Below are 23,222 nucleotides of genomic sequence, written 5' to 3'. Positions count from 1 at the left end.
CCCCCGGAGACAGGATGACCGATCTTCTTTTCACGATTTACCCGTGGGTGAAGTCTTTACATATCATGGCCGTGATCTCGTGGATGGCCGGTTTATTCTATTTGCCCAGACTGTTCGTCTATCACGTAGAAAAGGCGCAAGCCGTCGATGGTGCCGAAACCATTTTCTTTGAAATGGAAGAAAAACTGCTGCGCGTGATTATGCGCCCGGCAATGATCGTGGCGTGGGTGTGTGGCCTGATCATGGTATTCACACCAGGCATTGTCGGTTGGGATTTTGCATGGCCCTGGGTTAAAGGTTCTGCCGTGATCGGCATGACCTGGTTCCATCACTGGCTGATGGCGCGGCGCAAAGACTTCTTAGAGGGCCGAAATACGCTCACTGGGCGCCAGTACCGCATGATGAATGAGGTTCCCACCATTTTGATGGTTGCCATCGTTCTGGCGGTCATTTTGAAATTCTGAGGGCCTGTTTGACTCCGCAGTCAGCCGCGCTTATGTAGAGATCAACACGCCCGTCCGGGCGGCGTATCTTCCGTACTGAAATTCCACTTCGTGCCGCGATGCCTGCGGCGAAGGTATATATCATGACAACTGACACCCTGAATCTGGCTGACCTTAAGGCCAAAAGCCCCAAAGACCTTCTGGCGATGGCCGAAGAGCTGGAAATCGAAAACGCCTCGACCATGCGTAAGGGCGAGATGATGTTCCAGATTCTGCGTGAACGCGCCGATGAAGGCTGGACCGTTGGCGGTGATGGCGTGCTTGAAGTGCTGCAGGACGGCTTTGGTTTTCTACGTTCACCCGAAGCGAACTATCTGCCGGGCCCAGATGACATCTACGTTTCACCGGATATGATCCGTCAGCATTCGCTGCGCACCGGGGATACGGTCGAAGGTGATATCAAGGCACCGGATGAGAACGAGCGGTACTTTGCGCTGATCAAAGTCACCAAGATCAACTTTGAAGAGCCTGAAAAAGCCAAACACAAGATCCTGTTTGACAACTTGACGCCTTTGTATCCCGATGAACGTCTGAAGATGGAGATCGAAGATCCCACCATCAAAGATAAGTCGGCCCGGGTGATTGATCTGGTCTCACCTATCGGTAAAGGACAGCGGTCTTTGATCGTGGCGCCGCCGCGGACTGGTAAGACGGTGATCTTGCAAAACATCGCGCATTCTATCGAACAGAACCACCCGGAGTGCTATTTGATCGTTCTGCTGATCGATGAACGCCCCGAAGAGGTGACCGACATGCAGCGCTCAGTAAAGGGTGAGGTTGTGTCCTCGACCTTCGACGAGCCGGCAACGCGTCACGTCGCCGTATCCGAGATGGTGATCGAAAAAGCCAAACGTTTGGTCGAGCATAAACGAGATGTTGTTATTCTTCTCGATTCGATCACAAGACTTGGTAGAGCGTTTAACACTGTGGTCCCCTCATCCGGTAAAGTTCTGACCGGTGGTGTGGATGCAAACGCTCTGCAACGGCCCAAGCGCTTCTTTGGTGCTGCGCGGAATATCGAAGAGGGCGGATCGCTGACCATCATCGCCACCGCGCTGATCGATACCGGCAGCCGGATGGACGAAGTGATCTTTGAAGAATTCAAAGGCACGGGTAACTCGGAAATCGTTCTGGATCGTAAGATCGCAGACAAGCGCGTGTTCCCGGCGATCGACATCCTCAAATCCGGCACCCGGAAAGAGGACCTGCTGGTCGACAAAGGTGATCTGGCCAAGACCTTTGTTCTGCGCCGTATCTTGAACCCGATGGGCACCACTGATGCGATCGAGTTCCTGTTGTCTAAGTTGAAGCAGACCAAGACCAACGGTGAGTTCTTCGACTCGATGAATACCTGATACAGGTCTTAACCGACGCGAGGCCTTCGAATGGATACGATATTCGCCTTGGCCAGCGCCCAGGGTAAAGCAGGGGTGGCGGTCATCCGCCTCTCGGGCCCTTTGGCGCATTCAGCCGCAACCGAGCTGACCGGCAGCCCGCTACCGCCCCGCGGTATGCGGGTTCGGTCTTTGTGTGCAGCTGATGGGTCGCGCTTGGATGATGGTTTAGTTCTGACCTTCCAGGCCCCGGCGAGCTTTACCGGTGAAGACGTCGCAGAGTTGCAGATACACGGCAGCACGGCTTCGGTTAATGCGGTAATGCGCACTTTGTCCGATACGGTTGGGTTGCGGCTTGCGGAACCCGGGGAATTCACGCGCCGTGCATTGGAAAACGGCAAGATGGACCTGACGCAGGTCGAAGGTCTGGCCGATCTGATCGATGCCGAAACCGAGGCGCAGCGTAAACAGGCCCAGACCATTTTGGCCGGAGAGCTGGGTGGCTTGGCCGAACGCTGGCGCCGTGACCTGATCCGGGCGGCGTCTCTGCTGGAAGCCGTGATAGATTTCGCCGATGAAGAGGTTCCAACCGACGTGACACCTGAGGTCTGCACATTGGTGACCGGAGTCATGCAAGACCTGCATCGCGAAGCTGACGGTGTAAAAATTGCCGAACGTATCCGGACCGGGTTCGAAGTTGCCATTGTTGGCCTTCCAAATGCAGGCAAGTCGACCTTGCTGAATGCGTTGGCGGGTCGAGAGGCCGCGATCACGTCGGAATATGCCGGCACAACTCGTGATGTTATTGAAGTTCGCATGGATCTCGGTGGTTTGCCTGTGACTTTGCTGGACACCGCAGGGTTGCGCGAAACCGAAGATCACGTTGAAAACCTTGGGATTAAGCTGGCCCGTAAACGTGCGGACGCGGCTGATTTGCGGGTATTTCTGACCGAAGACCCGTCAGACCTTGGTGTTCCCATGGTCGAAGGTGACATTCAGCTTTTTCCGAAATCTGACCTGCGCGGAGACGATAAGGGCGGGATTTCCGGGAAAACCGGTCATGGAATTGATCAGCTAATTTCCCATATATCGTGTGTATTGGGTGAGAGATCCACAAGCCATGGTATTGCAACCCGTGAACGCCACCGAGTCGCACTGAATGAATCCAAGGCAGCTTTGGTCGCGGCGATGACAGTTCTGGAATCAGGCCCGGACCTGTATGATATCGCGGCAGAAGAGTTGCGGACGGCTATCCGCGCCCTTGAAACATTGGTCGGCAGAATAGGGGTCGAAGACCTTTTGGATGAGATATTCTCCAGTTTCTGCCTGGGTAAGTAAGGAGTGTTTCACGTGAAACATTCAAAGTTCGATGTTGTTGTGATTGGCGCCGGACATGCCGGAACCGAGGCCGCCCATGCCGCTGCACGCATGGGGGTTGAGACGGCATTGGTGACGCTGTCTGCGTCCGATATTGGAGTAATGTCCTGCAATCCTGCCATTGGGGGGTTGGGGAAAGGCCACCTGGTTCGCGAAATCGACGCGATGGATGGTGTCATGGGCCGCGTTGCGGACCAGGCCGGTATTCAATTTAGATTGCTGAATCGCCGCAAAGGCCCTGCTGTGCAGGGCCCTAGGACTCAGGCAGACAGGGCACTGTATCGTGATGCCATGCAGAAAGTGACACAGGCGCAAGAGCATTTATCCGTGGTGGTCGGGGAGGTCACAGATTTTCTGACAGATGGACCTCGTGTCGTCGGAATACAATTGGCAGATGGGTCCGAGATTCATGCCTCGGCCGTGATACTTACATCCGGGACCTTTCTGCGTGGTGTGATTCATATCGGAGACGTTTCCCGACCCGGCGGGCGAATGGGGGACCGACCTTCTGTCAAACTGGCAGAGCGATTGGACAGCTTAAACCTTCCAATGGGGCGATTGAAAACAGGTACACCACCCCGGTTGGACGGTCGAACCATTGATTGGTCAGATCTAGAGCGGCAGGATGGAGACGAAGATCCGACGCTATTCTCGTTTTTATCTGAGTCAGCTGTCGCACCCCAAATCTCGTGCGGAATAACGCATACGAATGCGCGTACACATGAGATAATTGAAAAAAATCTGTCACGGTCGGCAATGTATGGCGGTCATATTGATGGGGTCGGGCCCAGATATTGCCCTTCGATTGAGGATAAGATTGTTCGGTTTGCCGAGAAAGAATCCCATCAGATTTTCCTTGAGCCTGAAGGGATCCATGATCACACGATCTATCCAAACGGGATCTCAACTTCGCTTCCGCAGGACGTCCAGCATGATTATGTGCGGTCGATCAAAGGTCTGGAAAAGGCGGAGATCCTGCAACCGGGCTATGCAATTGAATATGACTATATTGATCCCCGTGTTCTGACGTCGTCCTTGTCCTTGCCTGATGCCCCGGGGCTATATCTTGCCGGACAAATTAACGGGACTACAGGATATGAAGAAGCAGCCGCACAAGGGCTTGTTGCTGGTCTGAATGCAGCACTCGCTGTCCTGGATCGGGAACCCGTTCATTTCACGCGTGCTGACAGCTATATAGGCGTTATGATCGATGACTTGACTACGCGAGGGGTTGCAGAACCTTATCGGATGTTCACCTCTCGGGCAGAGTTCAGGTTGTCTCTTCGGGCTGATAACGCTGATCAGCGATTAACACCTCTTGGAATTGACCTTGGATGTGTTGGTGATACGCGGGCTGAAAGATTTGATGAAAAGATAGAGAAACTTACAGCTGCCAAGTCAATACTGACAGACCGGACTTATACACCAAAGGAGGTCCGTGCAGTTGGAATCAATGTCAATCAGGACGGAAATCGCCGAGATGGCATGGCTTTGCTGGCTTTTCCTGATGTTACGTTCAATGATCTGATTCCGCTTGAGGCGGGTTTGCAAGATATTGAGGAAGATATCCGAAGCCAGGTCGAACGGGATGCGCTTTATGCAAATTATATTGCGCGCCAGAAAAAAGACGTTGAAGCCATGAAACGCGATGAATCCTATGAAATACCACGCGATTTCGATTATTCGGCGTTGGAAGGCCTGTCCTCTGAGATGAAACAAAAACTGTCTGAGGCAAAGCCTATCAATATTGCTCAGGCCGGGCGGGTAGAGGGCGTGACGCCCGCCGCTTTGACCTTACTGCTGGCCAAGTTGAGGCGAGAGCAAAAGGTCCGAAAGGCATGAGCTATGAGGTATTTAAAGGTTTAGATGTTTCACGTGAAACATTTAGCCGTCTTGAAACCTATGTAGAACTGGTTCGGCGCTGGAATCCCAAGATAAATCTGGTGTCGCGCAACAGCCTGAATGACATCTGGTCACGGCATATTCTGGATTCAGTGCAGGTATACCGGTGTTCGGATGTGTTCCATAATTGGGTAGATTTGGGCAGCGGCGGTGGTTTCCCTGGCATGGTTTGCGCGATCATGGCTATAGAGGAAGCGCCAGAGGCGCGATTTACATTTGTAGAAAGCGATCAGCGTAAATCTGCCTTTCTGCGTAGCGTTGCACGGGAATGCGGGGCAAACTGTTCTATTGTTTCAAAAAGGATCGAATCCGTAGACTCTCTGAATGCGGATATTTTGTCTGCCCGTGCCCTTGCGGATTTGTCCACGTTATTGTCCTTTTGTGACAGGCATTTAAAAGAGTCCGGTACGGCGCTGTTGCCGAAAGGCGCAAGCTGGAAAAAAGAGTTGAATGACGCGCGCAAGGAATGGAATTTCGACTGTGAGCCGATTACAAGTTTAACTGAGCCCCAAGCTGTTATTCTAAGGATCAAAGGAGTATCGCGTGGTTGATCTGTCTCGTCCCTCAGGGCCCCGGATAATTGCGGTCGCCAATCAAAAGGGTGGGGTGGGAAAAACAACAACTGCGATCAACCTTGCGGCCGGTTTGGCAGAAGCAGGAAGCAGGGTTCTTGTGGTGGATCTGGATCCACAGGGGAACGCGTCAACCGGTTTGGGTGTTGAGGACAGGGATTGGACCACATACGATTTGATCCTGGACGATGCACCGCTTGAAGCTGTGGTACAAGAGACAGAAATTGGCGGGTTGCTGGTAATACCGGCAACCGTTGATCTAAGCTCGGCGGATATCGAACTGATTTCCAATGAAAAACGCAGCTATTTGTTGCATGACGCCCTGCGTCAGACCTCGATCGACCAGTTTGAGCTTGATTTTGTGCTGATCGACTGCCCGCCATCTCTGAACTTGCTTACCGTGAATGCGATGGTAGCCGCCCATTCCGTTCTGGTTCCCCTGCAAAGTGAATTCTTTGCGCTGGAAGGGCTATCGCAGTTGATGTTGACGATCCGAGAGGTTCGGCAAACTGCGAATCCGGACCTGAGAATCGAAGGTGTTGTGTTGACCATGTATGACAACCGCAACAACTTGTCCCGTCAGGTTGAAAAGGATGCACGTGACAATCTGGGTGAGATGGTATTTAAAACCAAGATACCCAGAAATGTGCGGGTCAGTGAGGCGCCGTCATACGCCTTGCCGGTGTTGCAGTATGACTCGGGATCGTTGGGTGCGATGGCGTATCGACATTTGGCGCGTGAAGTCATTCACAAGAACAAAAATGCCGCTGCCTGAGCGGCAGTGAGGAGGGCGCAGTGGCCGTCAAAAAATCAAAACCCAGAGGTTTGGGCCGGGGACTATCTGCCCTGATGGCAGATGTAACGCAGGAAGCCGAAGGTCTGGTGACTACAGAACCGCGTCGTCCGGACATGAAAGTTCCGATTGAAAAGCTGCAGGCCAATCCAAACCAGCCGCGCCGTACATTCTCAGCGGATCAATTGGATGAACTGGCAGCCTCGGTCAAAGAAAAGGGCATTATTCAACCGTTGATTGTGCGGGAAATCAGCAATGGCGGATATGAAATCGTAGCCGGGGAACGGCGTTGGCGCGCTGCTCAGATGGCGCAGTTGCATGATATTCCGGTTATTGTGCGTGAGTTTGACGACACAGAGGTGTTGGAAGTCGCCATTATAGAAAACATACAGCGGGCTGACCTGAATGCGGTCGAAGAAGCTGCTGGCTATAAGCAGTTGATGGACCGTTTCGGGCATACTCAAGAGAAGTTGGCCGAAGCCTTGGGGAAAAGCCGCAGTCATATTGCGAACCTATTGCGCTTGCTGTCGTTGCCCTTGGACGTTCAGACGCTGGTCATCGAAGGTAAGCTGTCTGCTGGGCACGCACGAGCGTTGATAACGGCCGAAAACCCATCAGAACTGGCGAAAATCGTAGTACGGGATGGGCTTTCGGTTCGCGCAACCGAAGCGCTGGTGAAAAAACAACAGGTAGATCCGGCGAAAGCTGCCCCGCGTTCCCGAAACCTGGATGCGGGTAAAGACGCTGATACGCGAGCCTTGGAAAAAGATCTGTCGGCAATTCTGGCGATGAAAGTTGCGATCAATCACAAGGCTGGAACAGAAACCGGGCAAGTAGTGCTGACCTATGAAAACCTGGATCAGTTGGACGATCTGTGCGCCAAGCTTAGCCGTTAGGCCGGGTCCAGATAAACAGCATCACCGCGCCCAAAACCACGGCCTGAATGATCAGGACATGAGACGGCAGGGACAACAGAACCGATAGCCCGAACACGGCGGCAACCGAAATGGTAGCCGCCTTTTTTGCCCCGGGTCGGATAGCGCCGGACGTTTGCCAGTCAACGATCAACGGGCCGAAAGTGCGATGTGTAATCAACCAGTTGTGCAGGCGAGAAGACGACCGTGCAAAGAAAAACGCGGCCAGCAGCAAAAAAGGAACAGTAGGCAATAAGGGCAGAACGATGCCGACCACCGCGAAGCCAACGCAAATCAAACCCAGGGTGGCCCAAACATATTGCATCATTTACCCCAAAAGTTCCCGGATCACCGCATTCAAAACGGCGCGCCCATCTTTGGTGGCAATCAATCGGCCATTTGTCTGTTTGATCATCCCAAATTCCGTTAGATCGGCCAATTTGTCCTGCGGCAAGGGGTGATCTGCCAGGGCATTATACCTGTCAATATCTAGACCCTCCACAACTCTTAACCCCATCATAAGGTATTCCTTGGCCTGTTCTTGCGCTGTTAGGGGCGAGCGTTCTTTTTCTCCGCTGCCTATTCCGACAGCAGTTAGCCAAGCGTTTGGGGACAGGTAGGTTTCTGTAGCCAGTTTTTGACCATTCAAGGTGACGCGCCCATGGGCACCAGGCCCGATGCCGACATAGTCGCCATAGCGCCAATAGATCAGGTTGTGCTGTGATTCAGCGCTGGGGCGTGCGTGGTTGGAAATCTCATAGGCCAGCAGGCCATGTGCCTCGCAGATGTCCTGTGTTTCTAAATACATGTCGGCAGCGCTGTCATCTTCGGGTAGGCCACGCAGTTTACCAACGGCATAGCGATCCCCAAAGGCGGTTCCGTTCTCGATGGTCAGTTGGTACAGCGACAGGTGGTCGACAGCCATCGAAAGGGCTTCGGTCAGTTCGACTCGCCAGTCTTCGGGGGTTTGGTGTTGGCGGGCGTAGATCAGGTCAAAACTGACCCTATCAAAGCAATTTCTGGCAATATCAAAGGCAGAACGTGCCTCAGCCACAGTGTGAATGCGACCCAATCGACGCAAATCTTCGTCATTAAGCGCCTGAACCCCCATCGAGATGCGGTTCACCCCGGCGTCCCGATATGCGGCAAAACGGCCAGCCTCGACCGAGCCCGGATTGGCCTCAAGCGTGATTTCCATGTCATTGGCCGGATGCCAGAGGGCGCGGGCCTGATCGATCACAGCGGCGACAGTGTCTGGGTCCATTAACGACGGCGTGCCGCCGCCGAAAAAGATCGTGTTTAAAACCCGGCCTGGTGTTTCGGCAGCCGTGCGGCGCAGCTCATCCAAATATGCATTAAGCCATTGTTTTTGATCGATATTACGCGAAACATGGCTATTGAAGTCGCAATAGGGGCACTTGGCCTCGCAAAAAGGCCAATGCACGTACAGGCCGAAGCCCCCGTTGCGCCAATCATCCGCCAAAGCAGCCCTTCACGAACATTTCCACAGCGCGGCCGCGATGGCTGATCTTGTTCTTTTCCCAGCGATCCATCTCGGCAAAGGTAATGTCGTACCCGTCCGGGACAAACATTGGATCATAGCCGAACCCGTCCTTGCCGCGGATGGGCCAGACCAAGTGACCGGGGGCGATGCCTTCGAACACCTCGTCATGCCCATCGGGCCAGGCCAGTACCAGAGTGCATCGAAACTGCGCCGTGCGGGGATGGGCGGCGCCTTTAGCCTCTAGCTCATCATGGGCGCGGGTCATGGCCATCAGGAAATCTCGACCATCACCGGTTTCGGCCCAATCAGCGGTGTAAACGCCCGGAGCGCCATCCAGCGCATCAATGGTAATCCCGGAATCGTCCGACAGGGCAGGCAGGCCAGTGGCTTGGGCGGCAGCATGGGCCTTGATCCGGGCATTTCCGACGAACGTGTCCTCGGTTTCTTCCGGTTCGGGCAGGTCCATCTCAGCCGCGCCAACAATGGTCACGCCGAAGGGTTCAAGGAGATGTTTCATCTCCTCAAGCTTGCCCTTGTTATGCGTGGCCACCAGCAGCCTGTCGCCGTCGAACTTACGGGTCATGCGGTTGCGGCTTTCTGGGCTGCGGCCAGCTCGGCCACACCTTTTTCGGCCAGATCCATCAGCTGATCCATCTGGGCGCGGCTAAAGACGGACCCTTCGGCGCTCATTTGCACTTCGATCAATTTGCCCGAACCGGTCATGATGAAATTGCCATCCACGCCTGCTTCGCTGTCCTCTGGGTAGTCCAGATCCAGAACGGGCTGGCCGGCATAAATACCGCAAGAAACCGCTGCAACAGGGTCTATCAACGGATCCGAGATTACGTCCCCGGCCTTCATCAGCTTGTTCACCGCCAGCCGCAGTGCAACCCAACCACCAGTGATCGAAGCACAACGAGTGCCCCCATCGGCTTGGATCACATCACAGTCCACAGTGATCTGACGCTCGCCCAGGGCTACCCGGTCCACACCGGCGCGCAGGGCACGACCGATCAGGCGCTGGATTTCAACGGTGCGCCCACCTTGCTTGCCCGACGCCGCCTCGCGCCGCATCCGAGTGTTAGTGGCGCGGGGCAGCATGCCATATTCAGCCGTGACCCAACCCAGACCCGAGCCTTTGATGAAGGGGGGTACGCGATCCTCGATCGTGGCGGTGCACAGTACATGGGTGTCACCCATTTTGATCAGGCAGGAACCTTCGGCATGTTTGGTGAACTCCGTTTCGATTGAAACGGCGCGCATTTCGCTTAAATCTCGTCCTGAGGGTCGCATGGAAAATCCTTTGTTTGCTGGGTTGGGGATAACGCCCTCATGGCTTACGATGCAACCCCGATTGACCTTTCATATGCCTGCGATTTAATGACGGCCCAGCAGGGGACCGCTGATGAGCGAAGCGAGCAAAATTCTGAACGAGATGAACGACCGGTCACGTGAGGTGTTCCGGCTGATCGTCGAAAGCTATTTGGACAGCGGTGAGCCTGTTGGCAGCCGCTCCCTGACCCGCACATTGTCGGAAAAAGTCAGCGCTGCCACCGTGCGCAACGTGATGCAGGATCTGGAGTTTCTGGGCTTGCTCGACAGCCCCCATGTCAGTGCGGGGCGCATTCCGACGCAGCAAGGCTTGCGTATGTTTGTCGATGGTTTGCTTGAGGTTGGCGATCTGGGCGCCGCTGATCGGCAGAAGCTGGACGAAACATTAGGGTCTAACGCAGGCGATGTGGGCGGGATGCTGGATCGCGTGGGTTCGGCCTTGTCACACGTGACACATGGTGCCTCCTTAGTTTTGACCCCCAAGCAAGAATCCGAAATCAAGCATATCGAATTTGTTTCGTTAGCTCATGACCGCGCATTGGTGGTGCTGGTTTTTGCTGACGGGCACGTTGAAAACCGCCTGTTTACACCGCCACCGGGGCAGACACCCAGTTCGATGCGCGAAGCGGCGAATTTTCTAAACGCACTGATCGAAGGCCGCACGCTTGGCGAAGTGCGCCGTCAGATGCAGGCGCAGATTGACGCGCGTAAACAAGAGATTGACGTGCTGGCACGGGAAATGGTCGAAAGCGGCATGGCGGCTTGGGACGGGGATGGAGGCGACTCGGCCCGTCTGATTGTGCGCGGGCGGGCGAATCTGCTGGGTGAACCGGGTGAAGTTGAGGAGCTGGACCGAATCCGCTCCCTGTTTGATGATCTGGAACGCAAACGAGACATCGCGGAATTCCTTGAATTGACCGAAGAAGGCGAGGGTGTGCGCATTTTTATCGGCTCTGAGAACAAACTTTTCTCACTTTCGGGTTCCTCTTTGGTGGTGTCTCCATATATGAACGCTGATCGAAAGATAATCGGCGCGGTCGGGGTCATCGGGCCCACGCGTTTGAATTATGGACGGATCGTACCGATCGTGGATTATACGGCGCAACTGGTCGGCAAGCTGATATCCGACCGGAGCTAGAGGGTAAGAGATGGCAGAGCCCAAGGACGAAGATTTTCTGGACAATATCGCAATGGCTGAAGCTGAAGAGCTGGCTGAAGAAATCGCTGAGTTCAGCGACGAAGCGCTAGAGCTGGATGAGTTGCGCGCTGAGCGCGACGATTACAAAGATAAGTTTATGCGTGCGCTGGCAGATGCCGAAAACGCCCGTAAGCGTGGCGACAAAGCGCGGCGCGATGCTGAGCAATACGGCGGTTCGAAACTGGCGCGTGATATGCTGCCGGTCTACGACAACATGAAGCGCGCACTCGAAGCCGCGACCGATGAGCAGAAAGAAGTGGCCGCCGGTCTGCTGGAAGGGATCGAGCTGACCATGCGGGCGCTGAAGGATGTATTCCAAAAACACGGGATCGAGGTGATCACGCCCGAGGTTGGCGATCGATTTGATCCAAACGTGCATGAGGCGATGTTCGAAGCGCCGGTTCCTGGAACCCGCGCCGGTGACATCATTCAGGTATCGGCCGAAGGCTTCATGCTGCATGATCGTCTACTGCGACCGGCGCAAGTGGGTGTGTCGTCGACACCTGCAAGCTAAGCGGCTTTAAAACCAAAATTTTTTTGAGGCGGTCAGGATCTGGCCGCCTCTTTCAGTTTATAAATCAGGTCCAGTGCCTCGCGCGGGGTCAGCTCATCAGGCAGCACGTCGTCCAGCATATCCGTGACCGGCGATGCCTTGGATGCAGGTGGCGGGGGCGGCGGAGCGGCGGAAAATAGCGGCAGATCGTCGATCAGCGCCTTTTGTTTGCCGCCTTCGCGTTCGGTTTTTTCCAACTGGTCCAGTACGACGCGGGCTCGATCCACCACCGATGCGGGCAGACCGGCAAGCTGCGCGACTTGCACCCCATAGGAGCGGTCGGCGGCCCCCTTGTGGACTTCGTGCAGGAAAATGACCTCACCTTCCCACTCCTTGACTGCCACGGTGGCGCTGCCGACACCCTCCAACTTGCCGGCCAGGGCGGTGAGTTCGTGGTAGTGGGTGGCGAACAGCGCGCGGCATTGGTTGGCGGCGTGCAGATGTTCCAGCGTGGCCCAGGCGATGGACAGGCCGTCATAGGTGGCCGTGCCACGGCCAATTTCATCGAGAATCACCAGCGCGCGGTCGTCGGCCTGATTCAGGATGGCGGCCGTCTCGACCATTTCCACCATAAAGGTCGAACGGCCCCGGGCCAGATCGTCGGATGCGCCGACGCGGCTGAACAATTGGCTGACCACACCGATATGCGCCTGTTCAGCGGGAACATAACTGCCCATCTGGGCCAGCAGGGCAATCAGGGCGTTCTGACGCAGGAAGGTCGATTTACCTGCCATGTTGGGACCGGTCAGCAGCCAGATAGCCGCGCCCTGATCCGCGCTGAGATCGCAATCATTGGCAATGAAGGCATCGCCGCTTTGTTGGCGCAGCGCGTGTTCCACAACCGGATGACGTCCACCCTGCACGTGGAAGGCGCGCGATGTGTCGACCTGGGGACGGCACCAATTTTCTCCGCGCGCCAGATCGGCCAATGCGGTGGTCAAATCCAGCTCGGCGAGCCCCCGGGCGGCTTGGTTGAGACGCGCGGCGCGGTCCAGAATCTCGTCAGAAAGCCTTTGATAGAGCCTCTTTTCTATTTCCAATGCCAAATTACCGGCGTTCAGGATGCGGGTTTCGATCTCGGACAGTTCGACGGTTGTAAACCGCACCTGATTGGCAGTGGTCTGGCGGTGGATATAGGTCTCAGAAAATGGCGGGTTCAGCATCTTCTCGGCATGGGTGGCCGTGGTTTCGATGAAATAACCCAGCACGTTGTTATGCTTGATCTTCAGCGAAGCAATGCCGGTGTGTTCTGCGTATTTCTGTTGAAATCCCGCAATGACGGATCGGCCTTCGTCGCGCAGTTTGCGGGCTTCATCCAGTTCCGTGTCAAAACCCGGAGCGATGAAACCGCCGTCACGGGCCAGCAGGGGTGGTTCTGCCACAAGGGCCTCATCCAACAAGGTCAAAAGATCGTCAAACCCGATCAAGTTCTGCACTGCGGTGGCCAGCAGAACCGGCAAATTCTGTGTGTCACAGATACCTGCAATAGCAGCTGCCTGCGTCATTCCGTTGCGGATGGCGGCCAGATCACGAGGGCCACCCCGTTCCAGCGACAGGCGCGACAGGGCGCGGTCCAGATCAGGGGTTTTGCGCAGGGCATCGCGCAGGTCTGAGGCGGTCAGACTGTCCTCAGCTGCAAAACTCACAGCATCCAGCCGGGCATGGATCACGTCCAGATTGCGCGAGGGGCTGGACAGGCGCTGTTCCAGCAACCTTGCCCCGCCCGGAGTGACGGTGCGATCGACCACCGACAATAGGGATCCGGCGCGACCACCCGACAAGGAACGGGTCAGTTCAAGATTGCGGCGTGTGGCGGCGTCGATCTGGACAACGCGATCCTCTGATTCCTTCAAGGGGGTCTGCAGCAGGGGCAGTTTGCCCTTTTGCGTGATCTCAAGATAGTCGATCAAGGCACCCATTGCCGAAACCTCGGCCCGACCGAAATTTCCAAACGCATCCAAAGCGCCCACGTGGAACAATCCGCAAATACGTTTTTCGGCGGCCGTGCTGTCAAAACTGGCGCGGCCGATGGGGGTTAGCGAAATTCCCAAATCACGGACTGGTTCCTGCAAAGCCTGTTCCGATCCGTCGGCAACGATCAGTTCGGACGGGGCAAGCCGTGCCAGTTCGGGGCTCAGCCGCACGGTTGTCAAAGGCATCACGTGAAACGCCCCGGTAGAGATATCAGCCCAGGCCAAGGCGGCCTCATCCCGCACTTCGGCATAGGCGGCCAGAAAGTTGTGGCGGCGGGCTTCCAAAAGGGCATCTTCGGTCAGTGTGCCGGGTGTCACCAGACGCACGACATCGCGCTTTACTACTGATTTAGAGCCTCTTTTCTTCGCCTCGGCCGGGCTTTCCATCTGCTCGCAGACTGCCACGCGAAAGCCCTTGCGGATCAGGGTCAGCAAATAACCTTCGGCGGAATGAACAGGTACACCGCACATCGGGATGTCGGTGCCGTTATGCTTGCCGCGTTTGGTCAGGGCGATATCCAACGCCTCGGCTGCGTTGACGGCATCTTCGAAGAACATCTCGTAGAAATCGCCCATACGGTAGAACAGCAGGGCATCGGCGTGGGCCTCTTTGATTTCGAGATATTGCGCCATCATCGGCGTGACTGTGGACAAGGCTGACCCCTTTTGGCGTGTTCCGGGCGCGACCTTACAAATCCCGCATCTTCTGTAAAAGCCGAAAACTCATTCTCGTTGAGGCGCGCGTTTTCCTGCGCTATGAGGCGACAGCCCAACAGATGTAAAGAAACGACATATCAGATGCCCAAAGCGAAAATTACCGACGAAGAAGCCCTGGCCTTTCACCTGGACCCCACTCCCGGCAAGTGGGAGGTGCAGGCCACGGTTCCAATGACAACCCAGCGTGATCTGTCGCTGGCCTATAGTCCCGGTGTTGCTGTTCCATGTGAAGCAATCGCGGAAAACCCCGAAACGGCCTATGACTATACCAACAAGGGCAATCTGGTCGCGGTAATCTCGAACGGCACGGCGGTTCTGGGTCTTGGAAATCTGGGCGCGTTGGGCTCAAAACCGGTGATGGAGGGGAAGTCGGTCCTGTTCAAACGGTTTGCCGATGTGAACTCGATCGATATCGAGTTGGACACTGAAGACCCAGATGAATTCTGCCGCGCAGTGAAGCTGATGGGGCCGACCTTTGGCGGCATCAATCTGGAAGACATCAAGGCACCCGAGTGTTTCATCATCGAACAGCGCCTGAAGGAAGAGATGGACATTCCCGTCTTTCACGATGATCAACACGGCACGGCGGTGATCTGCGCGGCAGGTCTGCTGAACGCGCTGCATATCTCGGGCAAAAAGATCGAGGATGTGAGGATTGTTCTGAACGGTGCGGGTGCGGCGGGTATCGCCTGTATCGAACTGCTCAAGGCGATGGGCGCGCGGCATGAAAACTGCATCGTCTGCGACACCAAGGGCGTAATCTATCAGGGCCGGACCGAGGGTATGAACCAGTGGAAATCGGCCCATGCGGTCACCACTGAACTGCGCTCGCTGGAAGACGCCATGAACGGCGCGGATGTGTTCCTGGGCGTTTCAGTCAAAGGCGCGGTCACGCAGGACATGGTCGCCAGCATGGCGGATAACCCGGTGATTTTCGCCATGGCCAATCCAGATCCTGAAATCACACCAGAAGAGGCGCATGAGGTGCGTGTGGATGCCATCGTCGCCACGGGGCGCAGCGATTACCCGAACCAGGTCAACAACGTGCTGGGCTTCCCCTATCTGTTTCGGGGTGCGCTGGACATTCATGCCCGTGCCATCAATGACGAGATGAAAATTGCCTGTGCCCATGCGCTGGCCCGTCTGGCGCGCGAGGATGTGCCGGATGAGGTTGCGATGGCTTATGGCAAATCGCTGACCTTCGGTCGCGATTATATCATCCCGACACCGTTTGATCCCCGACTGATCCATCGTATCCCACCTGCCGTGGCCAAGGCGGGCATGGATACCGGCGCAGCGCGGCGTCCGATCATCGACATGGACGCCTATGAGCTGAGCCTCAAATCCCGCATGGACCCGACCGCCAGCATCCTGCGCGGTCTGAACGCCCGTGCGCGCCAAGCGCAAAGCCGCATGATCTTCGCCGAAGGTGACGATCCACGCGTGTTGCGCGCAGCTGTAACCTATCAGCGGTCTGGATTCGGCAAGGCCCTGGTTGTCGGTCGCCCCGATGACGTAAAACAAAAGCTGGAAGAGGCCGGGCTGGGCGATGCCGTGCGCGAGTTAGAGGTGGTGAATGCCGCCAACACCACACATCTCGAGACCTATACCGATTTCCTGTACAAGCGCCTGCAGCGCAAAGGTTTTGATAGCAAGGATATTTACCGCCTGGCGGCACGTGACCGGCATGTGTTCTCATCCCTGATGCTGGCGCATGGGCATGGTGATGGCCTGGTAACCGGGGCCACGCGCAAATCGGCGCATGTGCTGGACCGGATCAATCACGTGTTCGACGCGGACAAGGCGCATGGTGCGGTAGGTGTGACCGCGCTGCTGCACAAGGGGCGGATCGTGCTGATCGGTGATACGCTGGTGCATGAATGGCCGGACGAGAATGACCTGGCCAATATCGCCGAACGCTCGGCCGCAGTGGCCCGTCATATGGGGCTTGAGCCGCGCGTGGCCTTCGTCAGTTTCTCGACCTTTGGGTATCCGGTGTCGGAACGGGCCGAAAAGATGCACCGCGCGCCTGTCGTGCTGGATAAGCGCAAAGTGGATTTCGAATACGAGGGCGAGATGACCGTGGACGTTGCCCTGAACGAGGATCAGCAGGCAGGCTATCCGTTCCAGCGCCTGACCGGCCCGGCGAATATCCTGATCGTTCCCGCTCGACATTCGGCGTCGATCTCGACCAAGCTGATGCAGGAAATGGGCGGGTCCACGGTGATTGGCCCGATCCTGTCTGGTGTCGACAAGCCGATTCAGATCTGTTCGACCGGGTCAACGGCGAATGATATCCTGAACATGGCCATCCTGGCCTCGTGCGATATCGCTTAAGCCATGACGATCTGGAACCTCGGCTCGATCAACGCGGACATGATTTATGACGTGCCGCACCTGCCCGGACCGGGAGAGACGCTTTCAGCCAATCGGCTGGATCGGTATCTGGGTGGCAAAGGGGCAAATATGTCTGTGGCGGCCGCACGGGCCGGGGCGCAAGTGGCGCATATCGGGGCCGTGGGGCCGGATGGGCGCTGGGCGCTGGATCGTCTGACCGAATATGGCGTGGACACGCGCCATATCACTGGAGTCGAGGTTCCGACCGGTCATGCCATCATTGCGGTGGACGCACAGGGTGAGAACAACATCATTCTGTTCCCCGGTTCAAACCACGCGATCACTCAGGGTCAGTTGGGGCAAGCGCTGTCCTCGGCCCTGCAAGGTGATGTGCTGGTGATGCAGAACGAAACCAACCTACAGGTCGAAGCCGCAAAGATGGGGCGCGATCAGGGGCTGACTGTCTGCTATGCCGCCGCACCGTTCCAGGCTGACGCGGTTCAGGCCGTGTTGCCGTATCTGGATTTTCTGATCCTGAATGAGATCGAGGCTGAACAACTACAGCAGGCAACCGGGCAATCCGTTACCGACCTTGAGGTCGAGCATGTGATCGTCACTTTGGGGTCAAAAGGAGCGCGGTATTACCATCGCGGCGCCGCTACGGATTTTCCGGCGCACAAGGTAAAGGCCGTGGATACCACTGGCGCAGGGGATACTTTCACCGGCTATGTTCTGGCAGGAATGGATCGCGGGATGCCAATGGCACAGGTGATTTCACAAGCAAACCGTGCCGCGGCCTTGATGGTCACGCGGCACGGCACAGCTGATGTTATTCCCGATCTCAAAGAGGTGCGCGAAGCGCGGCTCGATTAAGACCCCGCGAACGGTGCGTCACTGCCCCAAAGCTGCTTGACCCGGTCATCACGGCCGCAGGCTTTGCGATAGGCTTTGTACGCGCTGTGCTGGCGTTTGGGGCCAAAGCGGGTCAGGACCAGCTTGTTCCCCTTATAGTAATCCTGATGATAGGCCTCAGCCGGGTAGAATGCCCCTTGCTGCAGGATTGGCGTCACGATCTGTTGCCCCAGCGCGTTCTGGGCACTTGTCTTGGCTTGCTGAGCCAGGGCTTTTTCCCCAGCGTTAGAGACGAAAATCGCCGTGCGATAGCTGTCACCCCGGTCACAGAACTGACCGCCCGCATCCGTTGGGTCGACTGATCGGAAGAACATGCTCAGCAGGGTTTCACGGGAAACGCGGGCCGGGTCAAAGGTGATCTGAACCGCCTCGTAATGGCCGGTTCCGCCTTTGGTGACCTGATCATAGGTTGGATTGGCGGTACTGCCACCGGTGAAACCCGACACGGCGCCAGTCACGCCCGGAACGGATTCGAAATCGGACTCGACGCACCAGAAACAGCCCCCTGCAACCGTCAGGGTTTCGGACCCGGCGGCGGGTGCCGGGGCGGCACGCAGCAGGGCGACAAGAGCGATCAGCGTGAACTGAAGCGTAGGTTTGAAAAAATTGAGATTGGCGATGCGGGTCATGGCAGGTCTCCTTTTCGGGATAAGGCTGCCCTGACTTATGCGTTGGCGCAATCCGCTGACATGGTTTGTCACGGGGTGGTGAGACGAGTTTATCGTCTTAACCTAGCAGTTGTCCCAACTTCATCGCCACACCCATATTGCCCGAAATCTTGAGCTTGCCCAATGCTACGCCGGTCATCGGGTTCAGCTTGCCCGTCAGTAATTTGGTCAGGTTGTCCTGCGAAATGCGGATGGTGCAATCGGTGTCGCGATCCTGTGTGCTAGCCCGATTGTCGGCTAGAACGATGACACCATCCTCGCCACAATCGAATTTCAGCGAGCCCTCAAAGCTTTTGCCATCCAAGCCTTGCTGAATGCCGTTGGCGATGTCCTGCAGCATCTTTGTCCCCTTCACAATTTGCCTATGCGTAAAGAGAATGGGCGTTCTTGTGCAAGGGTGACCCAACTGGACCCTGTAGTCACGACATTTGCAGGATTTGCCGGGTCCGCTCACAGGGTTGCCCATCATAAAAGGCATCAAGAACAGTCTGGAACTCTGACGGAGCTCCGGGCACGGATGCAAACAACGTCATCGAGGATCGCAGTTTCTTTGCGTCAATCCCACCTAGAATGTCACTGGCATCGCGCCCCTTGTGCTGCAACATCAACCCAGCAACCTTGGTCAGGCGCTGGCGGAGGTCTGGATGATCCAGATAGGCTGTGGCCTCATCCAAATCCTCGATCCCGTACAGCTGCGCCATGTGAGACCGACCAAGTTCGGCCAATTGCGGAAATACAAACCACATCCAGTGGCTGGTTTTCTGCCCTTGTTCCAATTCGCGCAGGACGTCGGACCAGACCGCGTCCTGCGCTTCGATGAACAGATCGAGTTCGTCGTTGATGTCGTCGTCGTCGATCACTTGGACAGGCGCTTATCCCGCGCCGCCAGCAATTTCAGGCGCAGCGCGTTCAACTGGATAAATCCGGCCGCGTCTTTTTGGTCATAGGCGCCGGCGTCATCTTCGAACGTCACATGCTCTTCAGAATACAGCGAATGATCCGACCAGCGACCCACGGTTGAGGCCAAGCCTTTGTACAGTTTCACGCGGACGGTGCCAGTGACATGTTCCTGAGACTTGTCGATGGCGGCTTGCAGCATTTCCCGCTCAGGGCTGTACCAGAAGCCGTTATAGATCAGCTCGGCATATTGCGGCATCAGCTGGTCTTTCAGGTGCATCGCGCCGCGGTCCATGGTTATGGACTCGATACCACGGTGCGCTTCCAGCAGGATGGTGCCGCCGGGCGTTTCGTAGATGCCGCGCGATTTCATGCCCACGAACCGGCCTTCGACCAGATCCAGGCGGCCAATGCCGTGCTTGCCGCCATATTCGTTCAGTTTGGTCAGGATCGTGGCCGGGCTCATCGCCTCGCCATTGATGCTGACCGCGTCGCCTTTTTCAAAGCCGATCTCAATGAACTCGGGCTCGTTCGGTGCGTCCTCGGGGTGGACGGTACGCTGATAGACATAGTCTGGCGCCTGATCTGCGGGGTCTTCCAAAACCTTACCTTCGGACGAGGTGTGCAGCAGGTTGGCATCGACCGAGAACGGCGCCTCACCGCGTTTGTCCTTGGCAATTGGGATTTGGTTCGCTTCGGCAAATTCCAACAGCTTGGTGCGGCTGGTCAGGTCCCATTCACGCCAGGGTGCAATGACCTTGATGTCAGGGTTCAGGGCATAGGCGGCCAGTTCGAACCGCACCTGATCGTTGCCTTTGCCGGTCGCGCCATGTGCAACGGCGTCGGCACCGGTGGCCTCGGCAATCTCGACCAGACGCTTCGAGATCAGCGGACGCGCGATTGAGGTGCCCAACAGATACAGGCCTTCGTATTGCGCATTGGCGCGGAACATCGGGAAGACGAAGTCGCGAACAAACTCTTCGCGGATGTCCTCGATATAGATGTTTTCGGGCTTGATCCCCAGCAGCTCGGCCTTTTGGCGGGCGGGCTCCAGCTCTTCACCCTGACCCAGATCGGCGGTGAAGGTCACGACCTCACAGCCATACTCGGTCTGCAACCATTTCAGGATGATCGAGGTATCAAGGCCACCGGAATAGGCCAGAACAACTTTCTTGGGCGCGGACATCTGACTTCCCCTTATTCGTAAGACGATTGGCCCCTAACGGGTTTTGGACGCGGGGGCAAGTTATGAGGATTGACGCAGGGTGGGAATTGCGGTGAAACGGGCGGATTGAGAACAAGGAATGGTTGAGAGGGCAGAGTATATGCTGGGATTGGCGATTTTCGTACATTCGGTAAAGATGGTTCTGAGGAACCTGAAGCAAGCGCTTCAGATTTCCGTTGTACCTGCGCTCATTGGCGGCTTTTTGGCCATTGGCTTGTTCTTTCTTTTCGACGCCCCACACAAACAATTCGAAGGTGCCACTGCTACAACCCCTGACCCAACTGCTGTGATGACGTTACTCGGATTCCTATTTTGCATCGTGATCGTAGTGTTCGTCGTAATGCTCTGGATTGTAGTATCATGGCACAGGTTTGTTTTGCTCGAAGAGTATCCGTCGGGGCTAGTTCCACCTTTCCGATTTGACCGCGTTCTGGCCTATTTCGGGCGTCTTTTGATGCTGTTCTTGTTGGCTTTCATCCTTATGATCCCTGCGGCGTTGATCATGAGTATGTTGGCGCAATCCTCGGCGGTTTTGGGGTCCATTTTCTGGGTGGGTTTGATCGTATGTCTTACGATCGGATTCTATCGTGCCTCACCAATTCTGCCCGGTGCAGCTATTGGAAAGCCCATAAAGCTGTCTGAAGCGTGGCAGGCGACCTCGGGCGCAAGCGGAGCCATCGCACTTCTGGTCGTCTTGTCCATCCTCTTCCAAATATTGCTTCAGCTACTGGCGTCATTGCTGCTTTTCATCCCGATCATCGGGATATTGATAGTTTTGTTTGCGAGCATGCTGATCGTCCCATTGATCAATGTCAGCATTCTGACGACGATCTATGGCGTGTTCATCGAGAAACGCGAACTCACCTAAGCTGAGTACACATATGTATTCCTTGCCCTTTCAACGGTGATCGGGCAGGGAAACCGGCATGACTGATTTCATGACCCGCGCCCGCGTCGCTGAACAGGCGATGCGCACCGTGTTTCCGCCAACCCCGTTGCAGCGGAACGCTCACCTTTCCGACCGCTATGGCGCCGATATCTGGCTCAAGCGCGAGGACCTCAGCCCGGTGCGGTCCTACAAGATCCGCGGTGCGTTCAACGCGATGCGCAAGCAGCAGGGGCAAGAGCTTTTCGTCTGCGCCAGCGCGGGCAACCATGCGCAGGGCGTGGCCTATATGTGCAAGCATCTGGGTGTGAAGGGCGTAATATTCATGCCGGTAACGACGCCGCAGCAGAAAATCCAGAAGACCCGTATATTCGGTGGCGACAATATCGAGGTTCATCTGACCGGCGATTATTTTGACGACACACTGGCTGCTGCGCAAGCGTGGTGTGCGCAACAGGGCGGGCATTTTCTGTCGCCCTTTGACGATGAGGATGTGATCGAGGGGCAGGCGTCTCTGGCTGTCGAGGTTGAGGCGCAGCTGGGTAGCGTCCCTGATCACGTGATCCTGCCGGTTGGCGGGGGCGGCATGTCCTCGGGCGTGGCGACATGGTTCGGGGATCGGACCCATTGCCTGTTTGTCGAGCCCAAAGGCGGGGCCTGTTTGCATGCGGCCATGGCGGCGGGGCATCCGGTGGCGTTGGATCATATCGACAACTTTGTCGATGGGGCAGCGGTCGGGAAGATCGGGGCGAAACCGTTTGAACTGCTCAAGGATCGCCATCTGTCCGACGTGCTGGTCCTGTCCGAAGACCGTATCTGCACCACCATGATCGAAATGCTGAATGTCGAAGGCATCGTGCTTGAGCCCGCAGGCGCCCTGGCGATCGAGGCAGTGACCGATGTGCAAAGCTTTATCCGCGGCAAAACCGTTGTCTGCGTCACCTCGGGCGGCAATTTCGATTTCGAACGTCTACCCGAGGTCAAGGAACGGGCGCAGCGTTATTCCGGCGTCAAAAAGTACTTTATCCTGCGCCTGCCGCAGCGCCCCGGCGCGTTGAAAGAGTTTCTGGGCATATTAGGGCCGGAAGACGATATCGCCCGGTTCGAATACATGAAGAAGTCGGCGCGCAATTTCGGTTCGGTCCTGATCGGCATCGAAACCCGTAAGCCCGAGAATTTCGCACGCCTGTTCGCGCATCTGGACGAGGCTGGCTTTACCTATACCGACATCACCGAAGACGAGACGCTGGCCCAGTTCGTGATCTAGGACAGGTTCGCGGCTTTCTCGGCAAAGAACACAGTTTTTGAGTCGTCATAGACTGTCAGGATGGCAGGCAGATCGACGTCACTAGCCTTGCCAGCGGCGGCGTTGCGCTCTGCGTCCTGACACAGCTTGAAAAACCGGTCGAACCCCAGACTCAGCGCGCTGCCCTTGAGGAAATGCATGTTCTGTTCGAATTCAGCCCGGCCGGTGTCCTGATGCAGCCGGTCGATGGTTTCCTGAACCTCGTCCAGAAAGATCTGCACCACCTCTTTGAATTCGTTGGCACCCACCTCATCCTGCAGTTGTCTGACTCTGGACCAGTCGATCATGTTCGGCCTCTCCACACATATCGCGACCTGAC

At 56.3% G+C, this 23,222-nt stretch carries 23 protein-coding genes; 13 read left to right on the top strand and 10 right to left on the bottom strand.

Annotated features, from left to right (window positions below):
• Nucleotides 1–14 precede the first annotated feature (14 nt).
• The 7 genes from ACR0LY_RS11195 (at nt 15) to ACR0LY_RS11165 (ending at nt 7,377) form a co-directional block, all read left to right on the top strand.
• Nucleotides 15–464, top strand: a complete 450-nt coding sequence (locus tag ACR0LY_RS11195; RefSeq protein WP_170349551.1) for a CopD family protein — start codon at nt 15–17, stop codon at nt 462–464.
• 122 nt (nt 465–586) lie between these two features.
• Complete coding sequence (gene rho, locus ACR0LY_RS11190; RefSeq protein WP_170349552.1) at nt 587–1,858, top strand: transcription termination factor Rho; 1,272 nt, start codon at nt 587–589, stop codon at nt 1,856–1,858.
• A gap of 30 nt (nt 1,859–1,888) precedes the next feature.
• Nucleotides 1,889–3,175 (top strand): tRNA uridine-5-carboxymethylaminomethyl(34) synthesis GTPase MnmE, encoded by a 1,287-nt coding sequence (gene mnmE / locus ACR0LY_RS11185; RefSeq protein ID WP_170349553.1) that lies wholly within the window; start codon nt 1,889–1,891, stop codon nt 3,173–3,175.
• A gap of 12 nt (nt 3,176–3,187) precedes the next feature.
• Nucleotides 3,188–5,056 carry a tRNA uridine-5-carboxymethylaminomethyl(34) synthesis enzyme MnmG gene (gene mnmG, locus ACR0LY_RS11180; protein ID WP_170349554.1) on the top strand — a complete coding sequence of 623 codons (1,869 nt, stop codon included), beginning with the start codon at nt 3,188–3,190 and terminating at the stop codon, nt 5,054–5,056.
• Complete coding sequence (gene rsmG, locus ACR0LY_RS11175; protein WP_170349555.1) at nt 5,053–5,667, top strand: 16S rRNA (guanine(527)-N(7))-methyltransferase RsmG; 615 nt, start codon at nt 5,053–5,055, stop codon at nt 5,665–5,667. Before mnmG ends, rsmG begins: the two co-directional genes overlap by 4 nt.
• On the top strand, nt 5,660–6,463 hold the full coding sequence (locus ACR0LY_RS11170; protein ID WP_170349556.1) for a ParA family protein: 804 nt from the start codon (nt 5,660–5,662) through the stop codon (nt 6,461–6,463). The genes rsmG and ACR0LY_RS11170 overlap by 8 nt, the downstream gene beginning before the upstream one ends.
• A 20-nt stretch (nt 6,464–6,483) precedes the next feature.
• A complete protein-coding gene (locus ACR0LY_RS11165) occupies nt 6,484–7,377 on the top strand; it encodes a ParB/RepB/Spo0J family partition protein (protein WP_170349557.1) in 894 nt (297 codons plus the stop codon).
• On the opposite strand, the gene ACR0LY_RS11160 is transcribed toward ACR0LY_RS11165, so the two are convergent.
• The 4 genes from ACR0LY_RS11160 to rph are packed head-to-tail and all read right to left on the bottom strand — an operon-like array spanning nt 7,367 to nt 10,192.
• Nucleotides 7,367–7,720 (bottom strand): YbaN family protein, encoded by a 354-nt coding sequence (locus tag ACR0LY_RS11160; protein WP_170349840.1) that lies wholly within the window; start codon nt 7,718–7,720, stop codon nt 7,367–7,369. The genes ACR0LY_RS11165 and ACR0LY_RS11160 overlap by 11 nt on opposite strands.
• Before the next feature lie 3 nt (nt 7,721–7,723).
• Nucleotides 7,724–8,878 (bottom strand): radical SAM family heme chaperone HemW, encoded by a 1,155-nt coding sequence (hemW, locus tag ACR0LY_RS11155; RefSeq protein WP_170349558.1) that lies wholly within the window; start codon nt 8,876–8,878, stop codon nt 7,724–7,726.
• The gene (rdgB, locus tag ACR0LY_RS11150; protein WP_170349559.1) at nt 8,868–9,482 is read right to left on the bottom strand and encodes an RdgB/HAM1 family non-canonical purine NTP pyrophosphatase; all 615 of its coding nucleotides are present in this window, start codon (nt 9,480–9,482) and stop codon (nt 8,868–8,870) included. The genes hemW and rdgB overlap by 11 nt, the downstream gene beginning before the upstream one ends.
• The gene (gene rph, locus ACR0LY_RS11145) at nt 9,479–10,192 is read right to left on the bottom strand and encodes a ribonuclease PH (RefSeq protein ID WP_170349560.1); all 714 of its coding nucleotides are present in this window, start codon (nt 10,190–10,192) and stop codon (nt 9,479–9,481) included. Before rph ends, rdgB begins: the two co-directional genes overlap by 4 nt.
• A 112-nt stretch (nt 10,193–10,304) precedes the next feature.
• On the opposite strand from rph, the gene hrcA reads away from it, so the two are divergent.
• Both hrcA and ACR0LY_RS11135 read left to right on the top strand, forming a co-directional pair.
• On the top strand, nt 10,305–11,369 hold the full coding sequence (gene hrcA, locus ACR0LY_RS11140) for a heat-inducible transcriptional repressor HrcA (RefSeq protein WP_170349561.1): 1,065 nt from the start codon (nt 10,305–10,307) through the stop codon (nt 11,367–11,369).
• Nucleotides 11,370–11,379: 10 nt separating this feature from the next.
• Entirely contained in the window at nt 11,380–11,943 is a 564-nt protein-coding gene (locus ACR0LY_RS11135; RefSeq protein ID WP_170349562.1) for a nucleotide exchange factor GrpE, read from the top strand.
• Between the two features lie 32 nt (nt 11,944–11,975).
• On the opposite strand, the gene mutS is transcribed toward ACR0LY_RS11135, so the two are convergent.
• Complete coding sequence (gene mutS / locus ACR0LY_RS11130) at nt 11,976–14,591, bottom strand: DNA mismatch repair protein MutS (RefSeq protein WP_170349841.1); 2,616 nt, start codon at nt 14,589–14,591, stop codon at nt 11,976–11,978.
• 162 nt (nt 14,592–14,753) lie between these two features.
• Here mutS and ACR0LY_RS11125 point away from each other — a divergent pair, with 162 nt between their 5' ends.
• Complete coding sequence (locus ACR0LY_RS11125; RefSeq protein ID WP_170349563.1) at nt 14,754–17,009, top strand: NADP-dependent malic enzyme; 2,256 nt, start codon at nt 14,754–14,756, stop codon at nt 17,007–17,009.
• 3 nt (nt 17,010–17,012) lie between these two features.
• The gene (locus tag ACR0LY_RS11120; RefSeq protein WP_170349564.1) at nt 17,013–17,882 is read left to right on the top strand and encodes a ribokinase; all 870 of its coding nucleotides are present in this window, start codon (nt 17,013–17,015) and stop codon (nt 17,880–17,882) included.
• On the opposite strand, the gene msrA is transcribed toward ACR0LY_RS11120, so the two are convergent.
• The 4 genes from msrA to ACR0LY_RS11100 all read right to left on the bottom strand — a co-directional run bounded on the left by msrA (nt 17,879) and on the right by ACR0LY_RS11100 (nt 20,672).
• Nucleotides 17,879–18,550, bottom strand: a complete 672-nt coding sequence (gene msrA, locus ACR0LY_RS11115) for a peptide-methionine (S)-S-oxide reductase MsrA (RefSeq protein WP_170349565.1) — start codon at nt 18,548–18,550, stop codon at nt 17,879–17,881. The two genes, ACR0LY_RS11120 and msrA, sit on opposite strands and share 4 nt — an antisense overlap.
• A gap of 97 nt (nt 18,551–18,647) precedes the next feature.
• Complete coding sequence (locus ACR0LY_RS11110) at nt 18,648–18,929, bottom strand: SCP2 sterol-binding domain-containing protein (protein ID WP_170349566.1); 282 nt, start codon at nt 18,927–18,929, stop codon at nt 18,648–18,650.
• A 79-nt stretch (nt 18,930–19,008) separates the two neighbouring features.
• Entirely contained in the window at nt 19,009–19,449 is a 441-nt protein-coding gene (locus ACR0LY_RS11105; RefSeq protein WP_170349567.1) for a DUF1810 domain-containing protein, read from the bottom strand.
• On the bottom strand, nt 19,446–20,672 hold the full coding sequence (locus ACR0LY_RS11100; protein WP_170349568.1) for an argininosuccinate synthase: 1,227 nt from the start codon (nt 20,670–20,672) through the stop codon (nt 19,446–19,448). The genes ACR0LY_RS11105 and ACR0LY_RS11100 overlap by 4 nt, the downstream gene beginning before the upstream one ends.
• Before the next feature lie 118 nt (nt 20,673–20,790).
• Here ACR0LY_RS11100 and ACR0LY_RS11095 point away from each other — a divergent pair, with 118 nt between their 5' ends.
• Both ACR0LY_RS11095 and ilvA read left to right on the top strand, forming a co-directional pair.
• A complete protein-coding gene (locus ACR0LY_RS11095; RefSeq protein WP_254440201.1) occupies nt 20,791–21,579 on the top strand; it encodes a hypothetical protein in 789 nt (262 codons plus the stop codon).
• Between the two features lie 58 nt (nt 21,580–21,637).
• Nucleotides 21,638–22,864: a threonine ammonia-lyase IlvA gene (gene ilvA / locus ACR0LY_RS11090; RefSeq protein WP_170349569.1), complete on the top strand. Its 1,227-nt coding sequence runs from the start codon at nt 21,638–21,640 to the stop codon at nt 22,862–22,864.
• On the opposite strand, the gene ACR0LY_RS11085 is transcribed toward ilvA, so the two are convergent.
• Nucleotides 22,861–23,190 (bottom strand): Hpt domain-containing protein, encoded by a 330-nt coding sequence (locus ACR0LY_RS11085; protein ID WP_170349570.1) that lies wholly within the window; start codon nt 23,188–23,190, stop codon nt 22,861–22,863. The genes ilvA and ACR0LY_RS11085 overlap by 4 nt on opposite strands.
• Between the last annotated feature and the right edge of the window lie 32 nt (nt 23,191–23,222).

The sequence above is a fragment of the Ruegeria sp. BC5 genome (assembly GCF_056539205.1).
Note: the sequence above shows the minus strand (reverse complement) of the source record. Positions and strands in the feature narration are given on the sequence as shown.

What these genes read in the sequence shown, in the direction of transcription:
- ACR0LY_RS11120 (WP_170349564.1), top strand. Translation starts at nt 17,013, where the DNA reads ATGACGATCTGGAACCTCGGCTCGATCAACGCGGACATGATTTATGAC.
- msrA (WP_170349565.1), bottom strand. Translation starts at nt 18,550, where the DNA reads ATGACCCGCATCGCCAATCTCAATTTTTTCAAACCTACGCTTCAGTTC.
- rdgB (WP_170349559.1), bottom strand. Translation starts at nt 9,482, where the DNA reads ATGACCCGTAAGTTCGACGGCGACAGGCTGCTGGTGGCCACGCATAAC.
- ACR0LY_RS11095 (WP_254440201.1), top strand. Translation starts at nt 20,791, where the DNA reads ATGGTTGAGAGGGCAGAGTATATGCTGGGATTGGCGATTTTCGTACAT.
- ACR0LY_RS11135 (WP_170349562.1), top strand. Translation starts at nt 11,380, where the DNA reads ATGGCAGAGCCCAAGGACGAAGATTTTCTGGACAATATCGCAATGGCT.
- ACR0LY_RS11110 (WP_170349566.1), bottom strand. Translation starts at nt 18,929, where the DNA reads ATGCTGCAGGACATCGCCAACGGCATTCAGCAAGGCTTGGATGGCAAA.
- rph (WP_170349560.1), bottom strand. Translation starts at nt 10,192, where the DNA reads ATGCGACCCTCAGGACGAGATTTAAGCGAAATGCGCGCCGTTTCAATC.
- rsmG (WP_170349555.1), top strand. Translation starts at nt 5,053, where the DNA reads ATGAGCTATGAGGTATTTAAAGGTTTAGATGTTTCACGTGAAACATTT.
- hrcA (WP_170349561.1), top strand. Translation starts at nt 10,305, where the DNA reads ATGAGCGAAGCGAGCAAAATTCTGAACGAGATGAACGACCGGTCACGT.
- ACR0LY_RS11100 (WP_170349568.1), bottom strand. Translation starts at nt 20,672, where the DNA reads ATGTCCGCGCCCAAGAAAGTTGTTCTGGCCTATTCCGGTGGCCTTGAT.
- ACR0LY_RS11085 (WP_170349570.1), bottom strand. Translation starts at nt 23,190, where the DNA reads ATGATCGACTGGTCCAGAGTCAGACAACTGCAGGATGAGGTGGGTGCC.
- mutS (WP_170349841.1), bottom strand. Translation starts at nt 14,591, where the DNA reads ATGATGGCGCAATATCTCGAAATCAAAGAGGCCCACGCCGATGCCCTG.
- mnmE (WP_170349553.1), top strand. Translation starts at nt 1,889, where the DNA reads ATGGATACGATATTCGCCTTGGCCAGCGCCCAGGGTAAAGCAGGGGTG.
- rho (WP_170349552.1), top strand. Translation starts at nt 587, where the DNA reads ATGACAACTGACACCCTGAATCTGGCTGACCTTAAGGCCAAAAGCCCC.
- ACR0LY_RS11195 (WP_170349551.1), top strand. Translation starts at nt 15, where the DNA reads ATGACCGATCTTCTTTTCACGATTTACCCGTGGGTGAAGTCTTTACAT.
- ACR0LY_RS11160 (WP_170349840.1), bottom strand. Translation starts at nt 7,720, where the DNA reads ATGCAATATGTTTGGGCCACCCTGGGTTTGATTTGCGTTGGCTTCGCG.
- ACR0LY_RS11125 (WP_170349563.1), top strand. Translation starts at nt 14,754, where the DNA reads ATGCCCAAAGCGAAAATTACCGACGAAGAAGCCCTGGCCTTTCACCTG.
- ilvA (WP_170349569.1), top strand. Translation starts at nt 21,638, where the DNA reads ATGACTGATTTCATGACCCGCGCCCGCGTCGCTGAACAGGCGATGCGC.